The sequence below is a fragment of the Cellulomonas terrae genome, from assembly GCF_007990265.1.
GTDB classification, from domain to species: Bacteria; Actinomycetota; Actinomycetes; order Actinomycetales; family Cellulomonadaceae; genus Cellulomonas; species Cellulomonas terrae.
Window position 1 is genome coordinate 1 of record NZ_BJWH01000028.1, and the last position, 18006, is coordinate 18006.

The window sequence follows — 18006 nt, forward strand, 5'->3', positions numbered from 1 at the left end:
CCTTCCGGCTCGCCCGAGGAGCAGCCCGTGAGAGGCAGTGCGCTCACCAGCAAGGCGGCGGCGAGAGCGGTGAGGGTGCTAGGCGGTCTCATCCGTCGACGATAGCGTCAATGCCGCCTTTCAGGGCCCGAAAGAACAATGAGCACTCAATTCCACGATGTCGCTGAAGAAAATTGCGGCATAATTCGTGCTCGGCGTGCGACGGTGTGTACCGATCCCCATCGCCGGGGGTCGGCGTGCGCTTTCTGGCGCCCGGTCCCGCAGCGAGCGAGAGGTCCCGATGCGCCGACTACAGGCGCAGCGCGACGGGATCGACCTGCGTGGCCGGCCACACGACGCCGTCGCCGTCGACGACCCACGAGGGTGCGGGCAGCAGTGCTGCGAGCCGGCCGACCCACGAGGCGAACAAGTCCTCCCACCGGCACTCGACCGAGAGAGCGGCGGCCCTGCTCAGGTCAGGCGCTGGGGCTGTGCCCCGGAACTCGAACGGTCCTTGCTGCCACTCCCACGCACCCTCCTGACCCAGATCCCCGAAGATCGTCAGGGAGTGGTCCTCGTCGTCGCGGAACTGCGCGCACTGCCCCTGAACGTCTGCGCCCAAAGTTGCCGCAGCACGCCAGACGTCGTCCTCGAACGACGGGGCGAGGGACACGAGATAGGCGGCCTTCACGAGCTCTACTCACGCATCTGGTGCGACTCCCTCCGTGTTCCGAGCAACGTGACTCTCCCTCGGGCAGCGTCGATCCAGGCGCCGTGGGGCATTCCGGGCGAACGGCCGATCGTCGGCCGCCTTGTCGTTGCCACCGTCATCTCAAGCCTGCGTGCTTTGCCGTTCTCGACCTGGAGCACGATGTCACCCGCGTCGATGCCGGCCCACTCGGACTTCCGCTGTCCATCAGGTGCCAACGACAGAACTGCTCGGACTGCGTGCTCGGTGCGGATCGTCGTCTTGCCCGATCCGACACGCCAGGCGAGGACGAAGGTGCGCAGCACAGAGACCCGCGACGCGAGGCCGGCCCGCTCGCGCAGGTGCTCCAGGCGCTTCTCGTTGGCGGCTCCGTCGTCGGTGAGCCAGCGGTGGGATTCGTGTTCCCTCACTCATCGCGGGCCAAGAAGATCCAGCGGAGGTCGTCGTGTGGGGAGAGCATTGGGCCGGCGAGGATCTGGTAGGTCTTGCCGACGCGGACATGCTGGCCGGTGATCGACTCCAACCCGCTCACGATGTCGTCGATGTCGGCGATATCGTTCTCGGTCAGCTCGCTCAGCTGAAAGTGCAGCTCGACGTCTGTTCCGACGATGCGCACCCCGACCGCGAGTGCGCTTCGCGGTAGCAGTCCAAGACTCGCTTGGACCGATTGCGCAACGATGTAGTTGTCCCACACCGGCGCGTTCCCGGGATCGTCTGGTGTTGGAAGAGTCATGGCGTCCAATTCGGGTTGTAGGGAACCACGCTCGGGGAAACCGAACCCTTGATGAAGAAGATGTTCGTCGCCTGATCTGGAAATCCCGCACCGGGGTTGTGGTTGAAACCGGTGACACTCAGGTCCTGTACAACGATATCGTCGCCTTTCCTTCCCAAGACCTCGGCTGCGCCGCTGTGGAAGTCGTCCAGAACCCGCTGAGCGTCGTCGGCCGAGCTGAAGTAGCTACCGCCCGCGTACTGACGCGCGCTCACGACGTGGCGACCCTGACGCTGAGTGCTGATCCTCGTGCTCACGGCGGCCCTGAGTGCGTGAACGTCGATCGCGCTGTCGGCGAGGGACTCCGCCATGCCACTCTCCGCTCGAGGGTTCGCCGGCTCCGGAAGCGGAGGGACATCTGTGGGCGGGCCGCCAACCCGATCGTTCACGTGGTCGGGCAGGCCGTGGACGACCTTGTGCAGGATCTTGGCGAAGACGCCGATGCCGATCAGAGAGCACAGAGCGAGGGTGATCTCGAGGCTTCCCTGCCGGAGGAGGTCCTGGCCGTCGGTGGTGCCTTCGCCCCAGTCCGCGGCGACGTCCAGGAAGTCGCCGACCGAGAACATCGCGAACCCGGCACCGAGGACCTTCAGGCCGACCGCGGCGCCGGCGAGCGCACCGGCGCCTCCTCCGGGGACGGCACCCACCCCTATCCCGAACACGGCACCGAGTGCTGAGCCGCCCATGGCCCCGATGACGGCCAGGCCGACGGTCAGGACGACCCCGAACGCCACGACAACCCACCCGAGGACCCGGCACGCGTCGGCCAGGAACCGGAACACGGCGACATGCCTGCCGATGAGCTCCCGGACGTCGACGAGGCACTCGTCGATCCAGCCGCCGAGGTCGGCGGTGGTCGCCTCCCACCAGTCGCCAAGCTCAGCACCGGTCTCGACCGCCCGGTCCCAGGTGTCGACGAGCCAGTCGAAGCCGTTCTGGACGGACGTGTCGAGCTCAGCGAAACGGTCCTCGAACCACGACGCGATCGGGTCTGAGGTCTCGGTCGCCTGCCGGTCGGCCTCTCGCACCTCGAACGGCGCAGCGGGCCAGGTCAGAGCGGTCGACCCGTCGCCGGAGGGTGTCTGGGTGAACGGGTCGGGTGGTGGCCCGAACGGCCCGTCGACGTCGACGACCGGGAGGACGGCGCCCATCGATCCGCCGTAGCGCAGAGACGCGAGATCCCGGGCGCGGGCAACGTGCCAGTCCAGGGTGGGCAGCACGTCGGTGTCGAGCCTGTCGGCGACCGAGAGCACGTCGTTCATCGCTGCGGTGGGCACACCGAGCTCGGTCATGCGCCGGCGCAGCGGACTCAGGTCGTCGCGGATCGCGTCGCGGGTCGCGGCCACGTCGTCGCGAACCGCTCCGAGCGCCTCGGGGCAGACCTGCACCATCCGGCTCACGTCGACCCGGCCTCGGCATCCTCGCGCGCACGTCGTACTGCCCGCTGCGCGTGCGCGATCTCGTCGAGGATCGTCTCTTCGGCCCGGTCCAGATCCCGCGGAAGCGAGCCGGACAACGGTACGAGGTCGTCGCGGTGCAGGCGGTCGGCCGCGGACCCGGTCCACGTGCCAGGTGCGCCGACCGCGGCGGTGGGCGTCGTCAGCGACGGCGCCCTGCTCCGCGCCGCACGAAAGTCCGCCAGGAGCGTCTGCAGATCCACCACCCGGTCGTCGGCACGTGCCACTGGATCCACCGCGTCGCGCTCCTCGGTTCGTTGCCCGCCTGTGAGGTCGGGAACCTAGCGCGGGCCGGGAAACGTATCGCCCGAATTGTCCACAGGCCGTGCGACGGTCGGCCGCCGTCGAGCCCTGGGCTCAGCTCGTTCGGTCGGGGTACACACGCGGCTCGCCCTCGAACGTGATGGGGCGTCCAGCGACCCTCGGGCAGTGCGCGCACCGAACGCTGCTGCGTGGGAGTCCGGGTGTGGATAAGAGCCACCCGGCCGATGTCGGGTTCGGTACGGTTCGGCGCCCCGGCGGGTGCTGGGGTGCGGATCAGGGGGTCGTTGATGCGGTCGGTCGTGGGTGGCGTTCTGTCGGTGGTCGTCGTCGTTGCTGTGGTGGCGTGCTCGTCACCGCGGGAGCCGCTGCCTGGGCTGACCGCGTCTGCGACGGTGACGACGGCTCAGACCCCGACGCCGTCGCCGACCATCGACTACTCCGATGCCGAGCTGGGGATCGTCTTCGAGGACGACCAGAGCCTGACGGGCGACGAGGCGGAGGTCTATCACTGGGTCGCGACCCTCGAGACGGAGTACTGGCGGACGCTGACGACAAACACCGTCAGCCCGAAGCTCAGCTCGATCGCCTCGCCCGAGATCCACGTCCGGATGCAGCAGATGGCGGACAAGAACGCGAGCATCGAAGGAGGGCACATCGGCGGGGTGTTCCGTGTGCAGGTGCGGGATGTGGTCGTCGAGGGTGAGAGCGCTCGGGCAGTTGCCTGCCTGGACTACGCCGGTGCGACCTTTTCCGACCCGAATGGCTCGTACACCCCAGAGGAAGCCGGATTCGGCGGGATCTCTCGCCAGGAGCTGACGTTGGCGCGGGTCGCGGACAAGACATGGATCGTCCTGACGAGGACGGCTGCCGGGGAATGCTGAGACGGATGGGAGCCGCCCTCGCGTGGGCTCTCGCGCTCGCAGTGGTCTCGGCAGCCCCGGCGATGTCCGTCAGCCAGTCCTCGCCAGGCTGGGACGACGGAGACTCGCCCACGCCTCCGCCGGCGGTGGTGTCGCCGGTGGCGGTGGGTGGAGGTCTGGAGGTGGTGGTGACGCAGGACGGATCGACGTCGTCGGGGCGGGAGCTCACGAGCACCTCGACGGTGCGGGTTCCACCAGCGTGCTGGTACGGGCGGGGTCTGACGGGGGCGCAGTACTTCGAGACGTGGCGTCCGGGGGGTCTGGTCGAGCAGGGTGGGTGGTCGCCGAGCGCGGACCAGTACGTGGATCCGACGTTGCACGCGGGGTACGAGGCGTATGCCGCGGTCGAGGGGCACTGGTTCGAGGCGACGTGTCGGGCGGATGCACCGCTGGAGTACCGGCAGCGCTACTACGCGTCGCACCCGGGACTGTTCGTGGAGCCGTCGGATCCCGTGCCTGCGCAGGAGGTCGAGGTCGATCCGGCGGTGCTGGCGCAGGTGGCGCGCGATGCCATGGATCTGCCGGAGGGCACGATCCGGTGGAACCCGTCGCTGGTGGGGTCGGGGGCCACGGTGGTGGGGATGGATACCTGGGTGTGGGTCGAGGACGCCCCGACGGCGGTCCGTGTTCGGGCGGAGATCCCCGGGACGTGGGCGCAGGTCGACGCGGTGCTGGCGGGCATGGAGGTCTCGGCGCCGGGCGCGGACCCGGTGCGCTGTGAGGACACCGGTACGCCGTGGGCCGAGGGTGCGTCGGGCACGACGTGCGCGATCACATTCCTGCGCTCGACCGCGGGCGAGCGGGTCGAGGACGGGCAGTCGCTGCCGACCGTGACGTTGAGCGCGACGGCGACGTGGGCCGCGTCGTGGACGTCGTCGCTGGACGCGACCGCGACACCGCTGACGAACCAGATCGTGGTCACGACCGCGCAGATCGCGGTCGCCGAGATCCAGGCCCTGGTCACTCGCGACTAGCACCAGCGCTACCTCGCGGCCCCGTCCCGGGTCGGCAGTCTTGGACAAGGCGCGCGACCCGTGCCCACTGCTGCGTGACGCGGGATGGCCGAGCGGGCGACGTCACGGCGGTGGGAAGGATCGCCGAACGCGGGCGTCGGCAGGTCGGAATGTGGTCAGATGACCGCATCGGTGTGCGAGGTCGAGCGGTCGCCGGAAGGGGCCTGGGGTGAACGCACCACGGAGGATCCTTCGTCGCACGACGGGCGTGCTCGGCGCGCTGCTTGCTGCGGTGGTGCTGGCGTCGTGCGGCGACGGCGGCGTGAGCCTTCCGACGCCGACGTTCACTCTGCCGACGCCGACGATCACGATCCCGTCGCTGCCGACGCCGACGGTGACGCTGCCGACGGTGCCGACTCCCACGGTGACGATCCCGTCGCTGCCGACGCCGACGGCGGTGCTGCCGACGCTTCCCGTCGTTCCTGCCCCGACCGAGACCGCCGTCGCTCCCGAACCGACGGTGACCGAGCCGGTCCCCGAACCGCAGCCGACAGCCGTCCCGGAGCCGACGGCTGCACCGGAGCCGACCCCGACGCCCACGACGACACCGACAGCAACACCCACGCCGACGCCGACCGAGGAGCCCACGCCGTCGCCGTCCGCGTCGACCGACGAGCCGGCCGAGGCCGCCGAGAGCACCCCGGCCTGGGTGTGGTGGTTGCTCGGGCTCGTCGTGGTCGGCCTCGGCGTCGGGATCCCGCTCATCGTCCGGGCGCGGCGACGAGCCGCCTGACCGCGAAGGGAGACGCCATGTCCAACGTGGCCCGCAGGTGCACCACCGAGGGGTGCGCCGCGAACGGGAAGGTGCAGACGGCCGCGACGTGCCCCGTGTGCGGGCGGCCGACCGTCTGGACGGTCCTGCGCGTCCCACCACCGGGTGGGGGCCCGATCGCCCCGATCTACTCGACCCCGATGCCGCTCAAGGGCCACCCGGACCCGCAGACGCGTCCGGCCGGCAGCGAGACGCGCACGTGCACCAACCCCGCGTGCGCCAGCTTCCACCTGGTCCAGGACGCGGCGGTCTGCGTGCAGTGCGGGACGGCGACGGTCGCCGCGACAGCGCTGTGACGGACAAGGTCGACGTCAAGAAGTCTCTCGACAGCTATCGGGCGCGGCAGGGGGAGTTCCGGCTCGTCGACGTGCCGGACCTGCAGTACCTGATGGTCGACGGCCACGGTGACCCGAACTCGTCGCCGGACTTCACCCGGGCGGTCGAGGCGCTGTACCCGGTGGCCTACACGCTCAAGTTCGCCAGCAAGCGCGACCTCGGCCGCGACTACGTCGTGCCGCCGCTCGAGGGGCTGTGGTGGGCCGACGACATGGCGTCGTTCACGGCGGCGCGGGACAAGTCACGGTGGGACTGGACGCTGATGATCCTGGTCCCGGACTGGCTGGACGGGCAGCTGGTCGGTGCGGCGATCGAGAAGGCCGGCGCAGCGGACCTCCGGCTCGGCACGTTGTCCGAGGGGCTGTGCGTGCAGACGCTGCACGTCGGCGCGTTCGACGACGAGGCCGAGGTGCTCGCGCGGCTGCACGACGAGTTCATCCCGGGCAACGGCCTGCGCATGGTCGGGACGCACCACGAGATCTACCTGAGCGACCGGCGTCGGGTCGCGCCCGAGAGGCAGCGCACCATCCTGCGACAGCCCGTGGTGACTGTGACTGATGCCTGACGAGCTGTGACGCTCGTGCCGTGACGGGGCTGGCGATGGCGCCCGAATGAGAAACAGCGCGCCGAATCGTTTAGTCACTCGGCCGACGGAAAGCGGTCTCCTACCATCGAGAAACCGGTTGCTCACGCTCCGACGACACCGGGCGCCTGACTCCGTGAGTCGAGGCAGCGGCCTACTCCAATGACGAAGACGAGGCAACGATGAGACGAGCACAAGCACGACGCCCCCTGGCGGCGGTGGCCACCCTGGCCATGGCGGCCACGATCGGCGTCACCGCGATCTCGATGTCTACCGCGCAGGCGGCGACCGGTGGCGTCACCGGCTACGCGACGCAGAACGGCGGCACCACGGGCGGTGCCGGCGGCGCGACGGTGACCGCCTCGACGGGCACCGCGATCCACCAGGCGCTGTGCAGCCGCGCCAGCACCAGCACCCCCATCACGATCCAGGTGCAGGGCACGATCACCGTCGGCAACACCTCGCAGGTGTCGGGCAGCTGCAGCACCGCGTCCGGCGTGATCGAGCTGAAGAACATCAGCAACGTCACCATCGTCGGCGTCGGCAGCGGCGCGACGTTCGACCAGATCGGGATCCACATCCGGGACTCGAGGAACATCATCATCCAGAACGTCACCGTCAAGAACGTCAAGAAGTCGGGCTCGCCCACCTCCAACGGCGGCGACGCGATCGGCATGGAGAGCACCGTCCGCAACGTGTGGGTCGACCACGTGACCCTCGAGGCGTCGGGCGGGGAGTCGGAGGGCTACGACGGTCTCTTCGACCTGAAGAACGACGTCGAGTACGTGACGCTGTCCTACTCGATCCTGCGCAACTCCGGTCGTGGCGGCCTCATCGGCTCCAGCGAGACCGACACGGGCAGCGGGAACATCACGTTCCACCACAACCTGTACTCGAACCTCGACTCGCGCACCCCGCTGCTGCGCGGCGGCATCGCACACATCTACAACAACTCCTACGTCAACCTGCACGAGTCGGGGATCAACTCCCGAGCCGGCGCCAAGGCGAAGGTGGAGAACAACTACTTCAAGGACTCGAAGGACGTCCTGGGCACGTTCTACACGGACGAGGCCGGCACCTGGCAGGTCGCCGGGAACATCTTCGACAACATCACCTGGTCGTCGAAGAGCAGCGACAACAACCCGGCCGGACCGAACGTGACGTCGACGACGTCCGTCAGCATCCCGTACTCGTACACGCTGGACGGCGCGAGCTGCGTGCCCAACGTCGTCGCCCAGACGGCCGGCGCCAACAAGGGCCTCCAGGTGTCGAACGGGTCCTGCACCCCGACGACCCCGACCGCCACGCCGACGTCGACGACCACGCCGACCTCCAACCCGACGCAGACGTCGACGCCCACCCAGACCCCGACGTCGACGGCGCCGAGCGGGACCAACCTCAGCCTCAACGCCGGTGCGGACGGGTCGAGCAAGGGCAGCGGCACCAGCTACGGCAACGTCAAGGACGGCTCGATGAGCACGTACTGGTCGCCGAGCGGCTCCACCGGGAGCATCTCGATCAAGTGGGGCTCCGCCACGACGGTGTCGAAGGTCAACATCCGTGAGACCTCCGGCGCCAGCGGCCGGATCGGTGCGTGGAAGCTCATCAACGCCGACACGGGAGCGACGCTGAAGACCGGCACCGGAGCGGGCGTCATCAGCTTCAGCTCGACGTCGCTGAAGAAGGTCACGTTCCAGATCACGAGTGCGTCGGGCACGCCGCAGGTCGCGGAGTTCGAGACCTACGCCGGCTGACCCGCACGTCACCGCGCGACCCCGGGCCCGACGTGGTCCGGGGTCGCGCCTCCCAGAGCCGACGAGCACCACACACGAAGACGAGGCAACGATGAGACAAGCATCAGCACGACGGCCCCTGGCAGCCATGGCTGCTCTGGCCATGGCCGCCACGATCGGGGTGGCCGCGGTCTCGATGTCGGCCGCGCAGGCCGCGGACGGGACCAACCTCAGCCTGGGCGCGGGCGCCGACGGGTCGAGCAAGGGCAGCGGCACCAGCTACGGCAACGTGAAGGACGGCTCGCTGAGCACGTACTGGTCGCCGAGCGGCTCCACCGGGAGCATCTCGATCAAGTGGGGTTCTGCCACGACGGTGTCGTCCGTGGTCATCCGTGAGACCTCGGGTGCGGCCGGCCGGATCGGGTCCTGGACGCTGGTCAACGCGGACACCGGCTCGACCCTGAAGACCGGCAGCGGCGCCGGCGCGATCAGCTTCAGCTCGACGTCGCTGAAGAAGGTCACCTTCACCATCACCAGCGCGTCGTCCACGCCGCAGGTCGCGGAGTTCGAGACGTACTCCAGCGGGTCCAACCCGACGACGAGCCCGACCTCGAGCCCGACGTCCTCGCCGACCCCGTCGCCGACGACGACGACCGCGCCCCCGTCCGGATCGTGGCCGTCGGCGTCGGGTCAGCAGAAGGTGTCCTCGACGATCAGCGTCTCCGGCACCCGCGACGGTGGGTACGTGCGGTACTACGGGATCTCCTCGGGTGACCAGGACGAGTCCCAGCCGCCGATCTTCCAGCTCTCCGACGGCGCGACCCTGAAGAACGTCATCATCGGCACCGACGCCGGCGACGGCATCCACTGCACCGGCACCTGCACGCTGGAGAACGTGTGGTGGGAGGACGTCGGCGAGGACGCCGCCACGCTGAAGGGCTCGTCGAGCTCGCAGGTCATGACCGTCACCGGCGGCGGCGCCAAGGGTGCCTCGGACAAGGTGTTCCAGCACAACGGGCCCGGCAGGTTCGTCATCAAGAACTTCCAGGTGACCGACTTCGGCAAGCTCTACCGCTCGTGCGGGAACTGCTCCAAGCAGTACGCGCGCACCGTGGTCATCGACAACATCAAGGTCACCGCCCCGGGCAAGTCCCTGGTCGGGATCAACTCCAACCTCGGCGACAAGGCCACGATCACGAACGTCCAGATCTACAACGACTCGTCGAAGAAGATCGTGATCTGCGAGGAGTACAAGGGCGTGACCTCCGGCGAACCGTCCAAGATCGGCTCCGGACCCTCCTCCGCGTGCGGGTACTCGACCTCCTCCATCACCTACAGGTGACGTCTCGACGGCACTGACGCGAGCACACCACGACCGGGCCCCCGTGCGACCGCGAGGTCGCGCGGGGGCCCTGTGCGCAAACACCGACCCCGGTCTGGACGCCTGCCCTACAGTTCACGCGTGCGTGAGGACGAGAGCACGTTCCAGGTCGACCTTCGCGGCATCGTCGACCTCCTGAGCCACCACCTGTACTCCGGCCCCCGGGTGTACGTCCGTGAGCTGATGCAGAACGCCGTCGACGCCGTCACGGTGCGCGGGACCGGCGACGACCGGCCGGCCCTGCTGCTCGTCCCGACCGACGTCGCTGCCGACCGGAGGCTCCACGCGATGGACTCGGGCGTGGGCCTCGACGAGGAGGACGTCCGCACGTTCCTGGCCACGATCGGCCGGTCGAGCAAGCGCGACGAGCTGGGCCTGGCGCGCTCGGACCTGCTCGGGCAGTTCGGCATCGGGCTGCTCAGCTGCTTCATGGTCAGCGAGGACATCGAGGTGGTGTCGCGACGGGCCGACGGGCCGTGGGTGCGGTGGGTCGGGCACGCGGACGGCACGTACGAGCTGGCGACGCTGCCGGACGGCCTCGCGGCGGACGACGAGCGGGTGGCCTGGCTGGCCGGCGGACCGGGCACCTGCGTGACGCTGACCCCGCGTCGCGGCACGGAGCACCTGCTCGAGAGCGTCTCCGTCGTGGACCTGGCCCGGCACTTCGGCTCCCACCTGCCGCACCGGGTCGTCGTGCGGACTGCCACCGGCGACGTGGACGCGAGCCTGCGGACGCCTCCGTGGCGGATCGAGGACCCCGAGCGACGCCGGGCCGCGTGCGTCGAGCTCGCGACGGCCGAGCTCGGGGGTGAGCCGTTCCACGTGCTGCCGATCCGGGTGCCGCAGGCCGGGCTCGACGGTGTCGCCGTGATCGGGGGGCATCGCGCGGCCAGCGCCAGCCCGGGGCGCCACCGCGTCCACCTCAAGGGCATGCTGCTGTCCGACCAGGTCGCCGACCTGGTGCCGGAGTGGGCGTTCTTCGTCCGGTGTGCCGTGGACTCCCAGCTGCTGCGCCCCACGGCCAACCGGGAAGCCCTCTTCGACGACGACCTGCTGGAGCAGACGCGCGCGGAGATCGGCGCCCAGGTGCGCGCGTGGCTCGTGCGGATGGCGTCGACCCAGCCCGAACGGATGCAGCGGTTCCTCGCGATCCACCAGGTGGCCGTCAAGGCCATGGCGCTGCAGGACGACGACCTGCTCCGGATCCTCCTGCCGCTCCTGCCCTTCGAGACCAACCAGGGCCGGTGCACCCTGCCGGAGCTGCTGCGGACGACCGACGTGGTCCGCGTGGCCGCGACGGTCGACGACTTCCGTCAGGTCGGTGCCGTCCTGGCGGCGCAGGGCGTCGCGGTCGTGAACGGCGGCTACACGTTCGACCTGGACCTGGTGCGCCGGCTGGGCGACGTCGAGCCGACCGCCGTCGTCGAGGTCGTCGTGCCCGGGGACATCGACGGGCACGTGCGGCTCGTGCCCGACGAGCGGCTGTGCGAGGTCGCGGCGGCCCTCGCCGACGTGCGGGCGGCGCTCGACGGGGTCCAGGTGGACGTCGAGCTGCGGGCGTTCGCGCCGGTGTCGCTGCCCGCTCTCCTGCTCGACGAGGGCGACCGGCGGGCCCGGCGGGAGGTCCGCGCCGCCGCCGCGGAGGCCGACGACGTGTGGAGCGCGCTGCTCGGTGCGTTCGACGACGGCGGCAGCGACCGGCCGCGTCTCCTGCTCAACGACACCAACCCCACGGTGCGACGGGTCCTCGTCCTGCGGGACGCCGCACTGCGGCAGGTCGCCGCCGAGTCCCTGTACGGGCGGGCGCTGCTCGCCGGCGGCAGGCGGCTGCGCCCGGTCGACACCGCCCTGATCGACCGCTCGTTCAACGCCCTGCTCGACCGCGCGGTCGACGCACCCGAAGGGACCCCCGCGTGACCGTGACCCGAGCCGAGGTGCAGCAGCTGCTGGACCAGGTGGCCCTCACCCCGCGCTTCGAGCGGACCGCCGCCGCGGAGGAGCTCGTGCGGGTCGCCGACGCCTCCGCCGACGACGAGATGCGGTTCCGCGCTCGGCTCGAGCTCGTCGAGTCGTTCTTCTACGCGACCGCCAAGCACCGCATGTTCGCCCCGTTCGCGTACCTCGTCCGGTGCTACGACGCCGAGCCGGACTGGCTGACGGACGCCGACCGCCACCGGGTGCTGTGGTTGCACAAGTGGATGGTGGTCGACCTGCTCGACCACCCGGAGATCTCGCTGGCCCAGCTGGAGTCGGTGCTCGGCGGGATGCGGGACCGGTACGTCGCCGCAGGTGAGGGTCTCGCGCCGGTGCTCAGCTGCGCCTATGTCCTGCACGCGCACGTGCACGGTGCCGCCGCGTCGGAGGCGGAGTACCTGGAGTGGCGGCGGGCGCCGCGGACCCGGTTGTCGGACTGCAAGGGCTGCGAGCCGGACCAGCGGATCTCCCACCTGGCCGAGCTGGGCCGCCACCAGGAGGTCGTCGACGAGCTCGGCCCCGTGGTGCGCGGTGAGGTCGGGTGCTCCGAGCAGCCGCAGCGCGCCGTGGCGATGGCGCTGGCGTCGATCGTCGAGCTCGGTGACGTCGAGACCGCCGCCGCGTCGCACCGCAGCGCCTACCGCGCGAGCCGACGCAACCCCGGGGAGACCGCTGCCGTCGCCCGCCACCTGGAGGTGTTGGCCCGTACCGGCAACGTCAGCCGCGGCCTGGACGTGCTCACGGAGCAGCTCGACGCCCTCGACCGACCGTCGACGCCCATGACGGGGATGCAGCTCGCCGCGGCAGCGACGCGGCTGCTGCGCAGGGTCGTGGAGGCGGGGGACGGCGACCTGCTGGTCCACGGACGCGGCCGGGAGCCCGAGCGAGCGGTCGACCTGCTCGCACGCGTCGAGGCCCAGGCGCTCACCACGGCCCGCCGGTTCGACGAGCGCAACGGGACGACGACCGTCGGCGACGGAATCCGGCGCTGGATCTCGGCACCGGACCTGCCCACCCTCCCGCTCGGTTCGACGCACCCGGACCGGACGACGGCCCGGCCGCTCGACCTGCCGCGGGTCCCCGCCCACCCCGCGCTCCAGGAGGACGTCGACCTGGACGCCCTGGACGTCGCCGCGCTGGCGGATCTCGCCGCCCTGGCGCAACGCGTCGCGCACCGGCCGACGTGGGGCCGGCTCGCCGCGCACTGGTCGGCGCGACGGGACACGGAGACGGCTGTCGTGCGTCCACGCGCGGACCTGGACGCGTTCTGCGCGTGGAGCTCGCCCGACCCGGAACCGGAGCTCACCCGGAGCGCCGCGCAGCTCTACCGGCAGCTCGGTGACGAGGCGGAGGCGGTGCTCGTCGAGCTCCTGGGCGACCTGCGTGCGGGACTCCCGATCGAGCCCGAGCCCGTCCTCCGGGCGGTGGACGCCACCGGGACGACCAGCCAGCGAGCCCTGGTCCGCTCGCGGCTGGCCGTCGACGCACCGGACGACCTCGCCGCACGACTGCGCGGCGAGGCCCTGGACCTGCTGGCCGCCGTCAGCGAGCTGACCCCGCACGACCGCGGCCTCGTCGCGCGGCTGCGCCTCGCCACCGCTCCCGACGGCCCGGTCCTCGAGCCGCTCGAGGACGACGAGGAGCCGGAGGTGCGGGTCCAGGTGCTGGGTGGCCGGGCCGGCGCCGGCGCGAACGCCGGTGACCTGACCGGCACGTTCGCACTCCTCGACGACGCCGCGACGGTCGCGCGGCGTGCCGGTGCGCCGGCGCTCGCGCTCCACGTCGAGGCCGCGCGCGCCCGGGCGTTCGTCGCGTCCGGCGACCACGAGCGTGCGGAGGCCCATGCCATGTCCGTCGCCGCAGCCGCCCTGGACGAGGACCTCGCCGACGTCGCCATCGACTGCCGCACCCTCGTCGCGCAGATCATGGCCCGGCGCGGCCGTGAGCTCGAGGCGATCGAGCTCGCCGAGTCGACCCTGGGGATCGTCCCGCGCGACCGGGTCGTCCCCCGCAGACAGCGCCGGTACCGGACCGAGCAGCGGCTCTCCCTGCTGGACCTCGCGTCGCGCCTCTCGTCGGCGATGGCGGAGCCGGACCGTGCCGGGGCCCTCGCGCGCGAGGCGGTCGAGCTCGCCACCGGTCCCGACGGGACCGCCGCGCTCGCGTGCCACGCGCTGCACCGCCTCGCGGGTCTGCGGGAGTCGGTGGACGCCGTCGAGGCGACGAGGATCTACGCGGAGGCTCTCGACGCCGCGATCGTCAGCGGGCTCGACGCCGCGGCCCTCGTGATCCGCCGCGACCGCATCTGGGCACGGTTCGACGCCGACGGCCTGGACGCCGCGCTCGCTGACCTCCAGAGCGCCCGCACCGCCAACGACGTCGCGCAGGCCCGGATCCTCGCCGACCCGTCGGCCGCCGGGGACCTGGAGACCTGGGACTTCCCGTGGGAGGACGCCACGCTCCGCACCCTGTCCGCGCAGCTGCTGCGGCAGGCGGACGAGTACCAGCGGGCACTCGACGAGCTCGAGGGTCTGCCCGAGGCGTGGCAGGCGCTCGGCGACGGTGCCCGCGCGCTCGACAGCGAGACCCTGCGCGGCATCGCGCTGCTCGAGGTCGGCCGCGACGAGGAAGGGCTTGCCCTCCTGGACGACGTCGCCGTGCGCGCCAGGGCCGCCGGTGCCACCCAGGTGGGCAGCCACGCGGCCGGTTCGGCGGCGACGTGGCTCGACCAGGCGGGCCGGCCCGACGAGGCGCAGGCGTTCTGGGAGCGGCACTTCGGGGACGACGGCTGATCGGCTTTCGCGGCGTGTGCGGCGGGGGCGTGTCAGTGGTCGGTTGCACCCTGGTCCCATGATCACTCTCTCGTGCTCGTGCGGTTCCGCCGGGACCACCCGTCGTCACCCCATGCGCGGCCTGTCCGCCGACGAGCGGGCGACGCTGATCCGGGACGCGTTCTCGGTGAGCGGGGGCTTCCTCGCGCTCGAGGTCGACGCCTCCTGGCACCCGGGCTCCGTGGAGCCCACCGAGTCGTGCGTCGTGCTCGCGGACCTCGACTCCCTCGACGCCTCGGCCGGGCTCGACGCCGACGGCGCGAAGGCGATCCGCGACCTGCTGGAGATCGGTCACGTCGCGGGCCAGCCGCTGCCGGCTCCGGTCGAGGTCGGGTCCGTACGGTTCCGGGTCGCGCCGGCCGACGAGTTCGGGCCCGCGATGTCGTACCTGGTGACCGACGGGACGGAGACCCTGCTCGAGGCGACCGTGCCCGTCCCGCACGACGACCTGCTCCCTGCGCTCGTCGCCGTGCACGCCAGCCGCGGGGTGGTCGGTCTCACGAGCCTTGACGCGCTGGCCGCCCGGTTCGGTCTGGCGACGGCGCTGTCGCGCCTCGGACAGGAGCGCGCAGCCGTGGCCTGACGCGGTGACCTCCTGCCCCGACATCCTTGGCACCAGGCCCCCGAGGACGAGGAGCACGCGTGCAGGTCACGGTTGTCGGGGCGAGGATCGGCGTCGGGCCTCACCCGTGAGGAGTACGCGGACGAGGGAACTGTGCGCTGCCGGGTCCTGGTCGGGTGTCGTGACGCCGATGCCTAGGCATGCGCCTTCGCCGCCCGGTCACCGTCGCCCTGCTGGGCCTCGTCGTCGCCGCGTGGACGACCGGCTGCGGCGTCGACGCAGAGCCCTCGACCGAGTCTGACGTCGCCACCGTCTCGGCGGTGCTCGACGGACGCACGGTCGAGGTGGAGCGGGCCGGCAAGGCGGTCACCGTGACGCTGCTGGGGATCGACCCGCCCGCGCTGGACGAGTGCCTGGGCGAGGACTCGGCGGCGGCGCTCTCCGACCTCCTGCCCATCGGGGCGGAGGTCCGGCTCGAGCCCGCCGACGACCCCGTCGCCGCCGTCTTCGCGGGTGACGTCCTGGTCAACGCGGAGCTCGCACGCCAGGGGCTGGCGCATGCCGTGGTGGACACCGCGATCACCGAGCAGGTCGCGCCGGCCGAGCAGGAGGCCGTCGACGTCGGCGCCGGGCTCTTCGGCACCCAGGACGAGTGCACCGTGCAGGCGCAGGTGGTCGCGCTCGAGAAGGCCGCGGCTGCTGCCGCCGAGCCGGCCGCCGTGCTGGCCGCGGGCGTCGGCGTCGCCGAGGTCGACCGGCACGCAGCTGCTGTCGCGGCCGTGGTGCCGACCGGCGCGGCGCTCGCGGCGCTGCTCGACGGGGAGCAGTGGGTGCGCTACCCGGCGGCGATGATCGCCGACCTGCGCACCCGCACGGCCGCGGTGAACGACCGCCTGGGCGGTGCGGCGAGCGCGCTCGCGCTGCTCCGGGCCTCCGAGGAGCAGCGGGTCGAGGCGGAGCGCGTGGCTGCCGAGGCGGCCGCAGCCGCAGCCGCTGCCGCCGACGAGGCCGCGCGTCAGGCGCAGGCGGTCGCGGACGCGGAGGCTGCGCGGATCGCCGCGGGGACGGCCACGGTGCAGAAGGCGCCCGCCGCGACGTCGGGGGGCTCCGTCTCCTACAAGAACTGCGACGCGGTCAAGGCCGCCGGCGCAGCCCCGATCCTCGCCGGTCAGCCGGGCTACAGCAGCAAGCTCGACAAGGACGGCGACGGTGTCGGCTGCGAGAAGTGACCCCGCGTAGACGTCAGCCCTGGGTCGGCGCGTGCCGGTCCAGGAACCGGTAGACCTCCGTCGTGTCCACCCCGGGGAACACCCCGACCGGCAGAGCTGCCAGCAGGGACGCGTGCGGGCGGGCGCTCGGCCAGGACTTGTCGGACCAGCGCTCGGCGAGCTCGGTCGGGGGCTGGCGGCAGCACATCGGGTCGGGGCACCTGGACGACGCGCGCTCGGTGGTCTCGCGCCCGCGGAACCAGCGGACGTGCGCGAACGGCACCCCGACGGACACGGAGAACGCCCCCTGCGACGACGGCTGCACGCGGGACGTGCACCAGTAGGTGCCCGACGACGTGTCGGTGTACTGGTAGTACGGCGTGAACCGGTCGGGCAGCGTGAACACCACGCGGGCGGTCCACTGCCGGCAGACGGGCTGCCCCTCGATGGCGCCCAGCGGGTCCGCGGGGAACTTCACGCCGTCGTTCTCGTACGCCTTGTGCAGGGTGCCGCCCTCGTGGACCTTCATGAAGTGCACGGGGATGCCCAGGTGGCGCGTCGCCAGGTTGGTGAACCGGTGCGCGGCCGTCTCGTAGGGCACGGCGAAGGCGTCGCGCAGGTCCTCCACGGACAGCCGGCGCTCGGCCTTCGCCTCCTGGAGGAACGGCACGGCACCGTCCTCGGGCAGCATCAGGGCGGCGGCCAGGTAGTTGGCCTCGACGCGCTGGCGCAGGAAGTCGCCGTAGTCCTTGGGCTCCGCGTGACCGAGCACGTGGCTGGCGATGGCCTGCAGGAGCGGCGAGCGGGCGTCGCTCGTGCCGGGATTGCCCTGCGGCAGGTAGATGCGGCCGTGGGCCAGGTCGGTGACCGACCGCGTGGAGTGCGGCAGGTCGGGGACGTAGTGCAGCGCGAAGCCGAGGTGCGCGGCGATGTCGGCGGTGGCCCGCTGCGACAACGGACCTCCCGGGTGGTCGATCGCTGCGAGCAGGCGGCGGGCGTGGTCCTCGAGCTCGGGGAAGTAGTTGTCCTGCGACCGCATGCGCTGCCGCAGCTCGGCGTTGGCGCGGCGGGCCTCCTCCGGGGTGGCGGCGTTCTCCGTGAGCAGGCGCTGGATCTCGGCCTGCAGACGGACCAGGGCTTCGAGCGCGTCGGCGGGCAGGGACCGCCCGACCTTCACGGGTGAGACCCCCAGCGACGCGAACAGTGGTCCTCGCTGCGCACGCTCGAGCTCGACCTCCAGGGCCGCCCGGCGTGTCGGGGGCTCGGTGCGGAGCAGCTCGGACAGCGGGACGTCGAGCGCCTCCGCCACCTGGGACAGCAGCGAGAGCTTGGGCTCGCGGTGGCCGTTCTCCAGCATGGAGACCTGCGAGGGCGCGCGACCGATGGCCGCACCCAGGTCGTCGAGCGTCATGTTCCGGCCCGTGCGCAGGTGCCGGATCCGTCGTCCCAGCACCAGCGTGTCCAGGCCGCCGTTGGCCGTCGTCGTCATGCCGTCCACCATCGCCCGAGCCT

Annotated in this window: 17 protein-coding genes; 11 read left to right on the forward strand and 6 right to left on the reverse strand. The window is 71.6% G+C overall.

Translation table 11 applies throughout. From position 1 onward, the window contains the following. Positions 1-289: 289 nt before the first annotated feature. From CTE05_RS18315 to CTE05_RS18335, 5 genes are read right to left on the reverse strand one after another with little or no spacing between them, the layout of a single operon-like run. On the reverse strand, positions 290-670 hold the full coding sequence (locus CTE05_RS18315) for a hypothetical protein (protein WP_146847737.1): 381 nt from the start codon (positions 668-670) through the stop codon (positions 290-292). 5 nt (positions 671-675) lie between these two features. Next, positions 676-1098 carry a hypothetical protein gene (locus tag CTE05_RS18320; protein ID WP_146847738.1) on the reverse strand — a complete coding sequence of 141 codons (423 nt, stop codon included), beginning with the start codon at positions 1096-1098 and terminating at the stop codon, positions 676-678. Then, the gene (locus tag CTE05_RS18325) at positions 1095-1382 is read right to left on the reverse strand and encodes a hypothetical protein (RefSeq protein ID WP_146847739.1); all 288 of its coding nucleotides are present in this window, start codon (positions 1380-1382) and stop codon (positions 1095-1097) included. The genes CTE05_RS18320 and CTE05_RS18325 overlap by 4 nt, the downstream gene beginning before the upstream one ends. 35 nt (positions 1383-1417) lie before the next feature. Next, positions 1418-2806 (reverse strand): hypothetical protein, encoded by a 1389-nt coding sequence (locus tag CTE05_RS18330; RefSeq protein ID WP_146847740.1) that lies wholly within the window; start codon positions 2804-2806, stop codon positions 1418-1420. A 50-nt stretch (positions 2807-2856) separates the two neighbouring features. Beyond that, on the reverse strand, positions 2857-3120 hold the full coding sequence (locus tag CTE05_RS18335) for a hypothetical protein (RefSeq protein WP_146847741.1): 264 nt from the start codon (positions 3118-3120) through the stop codon (positions 2857-2859). 348 nt (positions 3121-3468) lie between these two features. Here CTE05_RS18335 and CTE05_RS18340 point away from each other — a divergent pair, with 348 nt between their 5' ends. From CTE05_RS18340 to CTE05_RS20485, 11 genes are all read left to right on the forward strand, one after another. Beyond that, positions 3469-4062 carry a hypothetical protein gene (locus CTE05_RS18340; RefSeq protein WP_146847742.1) on the forward strand — a complete coding sequence of 198 codons (594 nt, stop codon included), beginning with the start codon at positions 3469-3471 and terminating at the stop codon, positions 4060-4062. A 5-nt stretch (positions 4063-4067) separates the two neighbouring features. Continuing rightward, positions 4068-5075 (forward strand): hypothetical protein, encoded by a 1008-nt coding sequence (locus CTE05_RS18345; protein ID WP_146847743.1) that lies wholly within the window; start codon positions 4068-4070, stop codon positions 5073-5075. A 208-nt stretch (positions 5076-5283) separates the two neighbouring features. After that, entirely contained in the window at positions 5284-5847 is a 564-nt protein-coding gene (locus CTE05_RS18350) for a hypothetical protein (RefSeq protein WP_146847744.1), read from the forward strand. Between the two features lie 17 nt (positions 5848-5864). Further along, complete coding sequence (locus CTE05_RS18355) at positions 5865-6182, forward strand: hypothetical protein (RefSeq protein WP_146847745.1); 318 nt, start codon at positions 5865-5867, stop codon at positions 6180-6182. After that, positions 6179-6787 (forward strand): GyrI-like domain-containing protein, encoded by a 609-nt coding sequence (locus tag CTE05_RS18360; protein ID WP_146847746.1) that lies wholly within the window; start codon positions 6179-6181, stop codon positions 6785-6787. Before CTE05_RS18355 ends, CTE05_RS18360 begins: the two co-directional genes overlap by 4 nt. A gap of 200 nt (positions 6788-6987) precedes the next feature. Beyond that, positions 6988-8559 (forward strand): pectate lyase family protein, encoded by a 1572-nt coding sequence (locus CTE05_RS18365; protein WP_146847747.1) that lies wholly within the window; start codon positions 6988-6990, stop codon positions 8557-8559. A 127-nt stretch (positions 8560-8686) separates the two neighbouring features. Then, positions 8687-9880 carry a pectate lyase gene (locus CTE05_RS18370; RefSeq protein WP_246123744.1) on the forward strand — a complete coding sequence of 398 codons (1194 nt, stop codon included), beginning with the start codon at positions 8687-8689 and terminating at the stop codon, positions 9878-9880. Positions 9881-10000: 120 nt separating this feature from the next. Beyond that, on the forward strand, positions 10001-11836 hold the full coding sequence (locus tag CTE05_RS18375; protein WP_146847749.1) for an HSP90 family protein: 1836 nt from the start codon (positions 10001-10003) through the stop codon (positions 11834-11836). Beyond that, complete coding sequence (locus CTE05_RS18380) at positions 11833-14685, forward strand: hypothetical protein (protein ID WP_146847750.1); 2853 nt, start codon at positions 11833-11835, stop codon at positions 14683-14685. The genes CTE05_RS18375 and CTE05_RS18380 overlap by 4 nt, the downstream gene beginning before the upstream one ends. Positions 14686-14743: 58 nt before the next feature. Further along, a complete protein-coding gene (locus CTE05_RS18385; RefSeq protein WP_146847751.1) occupies positions 14744-15307 on the forward strand; it encodes a hypothetical protein in 564 nt (187 codons plus the stop codon). A gap of 179 nt (positions 15308-15486) precedes the next feature. Then, positions 15487-16515 (forward strand): thermonuclease family protein, encoded by a 1029-nt coding sequence (locus CTE05_RS20485; protein WP_146847752.1) that lies wholly within the window; start codon positions 15487-15489, stop codon positions 16513-16515. 13 nt (positions 16516-16528) lie between these two features. Here the strand turns inward: CTE05_RS20485 and CTE05_RS18395 are convergent, their stop codons facing one another. Next, entirely contained in the window at positions 16529-17983 is a 1455-nt protein-coding gene (locus CTE05_RS18395; RefSeq protein WP_246123745.1) for an XRE family transcriptional regulator, read from the reverse strand. Between the last annotated feature and the right edge of the window lie 23 nt (positions 17984-18006).

Coding starts and splice junctions, on each gene's coding strand:
- CTE05_RS18395 (WP_246123745.1), bottom strand. CDS start 17,983: ATGACGACGACGGCCAACGGCGGCCTGGACACGCTGGTGCTGGGACGA.
- CTE05_RS18365 (WP_146847747.1), top strand. CDS start 6,988: ATGAGACGAGCACAAGCACGACGCCCCCTGGCGGCGGTGGCCACCCTG.
- CTE05_RS18370 (WP_246123744.1), top strand. CDS start 8,687: ATGGCTGCTCTGGCCATGGCCGCCACGATCGGGGTGGCCGCGGTCTCG.
- CTE05_RS20485 (WP_146847752.1), top strand. CDS start 15,487: ATGCGCCTTCGCCGCCCGGTCACCGTCGCCCTGCTGGGCCTCGTCGTC.
- CTE05_RS18340 (WP_146847742.1), top strand. CDS start 3,469: ATGCGGTCGGTCGTGGGTGGCGTTCTGTCGGTGGTCGTCGTCGTTGCT.
- CTE05_RS18355 (WP_146847745.1), top strand. CDS start 5,865: ATGTCCAACGTGGCCCGCAGGTGCACCACCGAGGGGTGCGCCGCGAAC.
- CTE05_RS18385 (WP_146847751.1), top strand. CDS start 14,744: ATGATCACTCTCTCGTGCTCGTGCGGTTCCGCCGGGACCACCCGTCGT.
- CTE05_RS18345 (WP_146847743.1), top strand. CDS start 4,068: ATGGGAGCCGCCCTCGCGTGGGCTCTCGCGCTCGCAGTGGTCTCGGCA.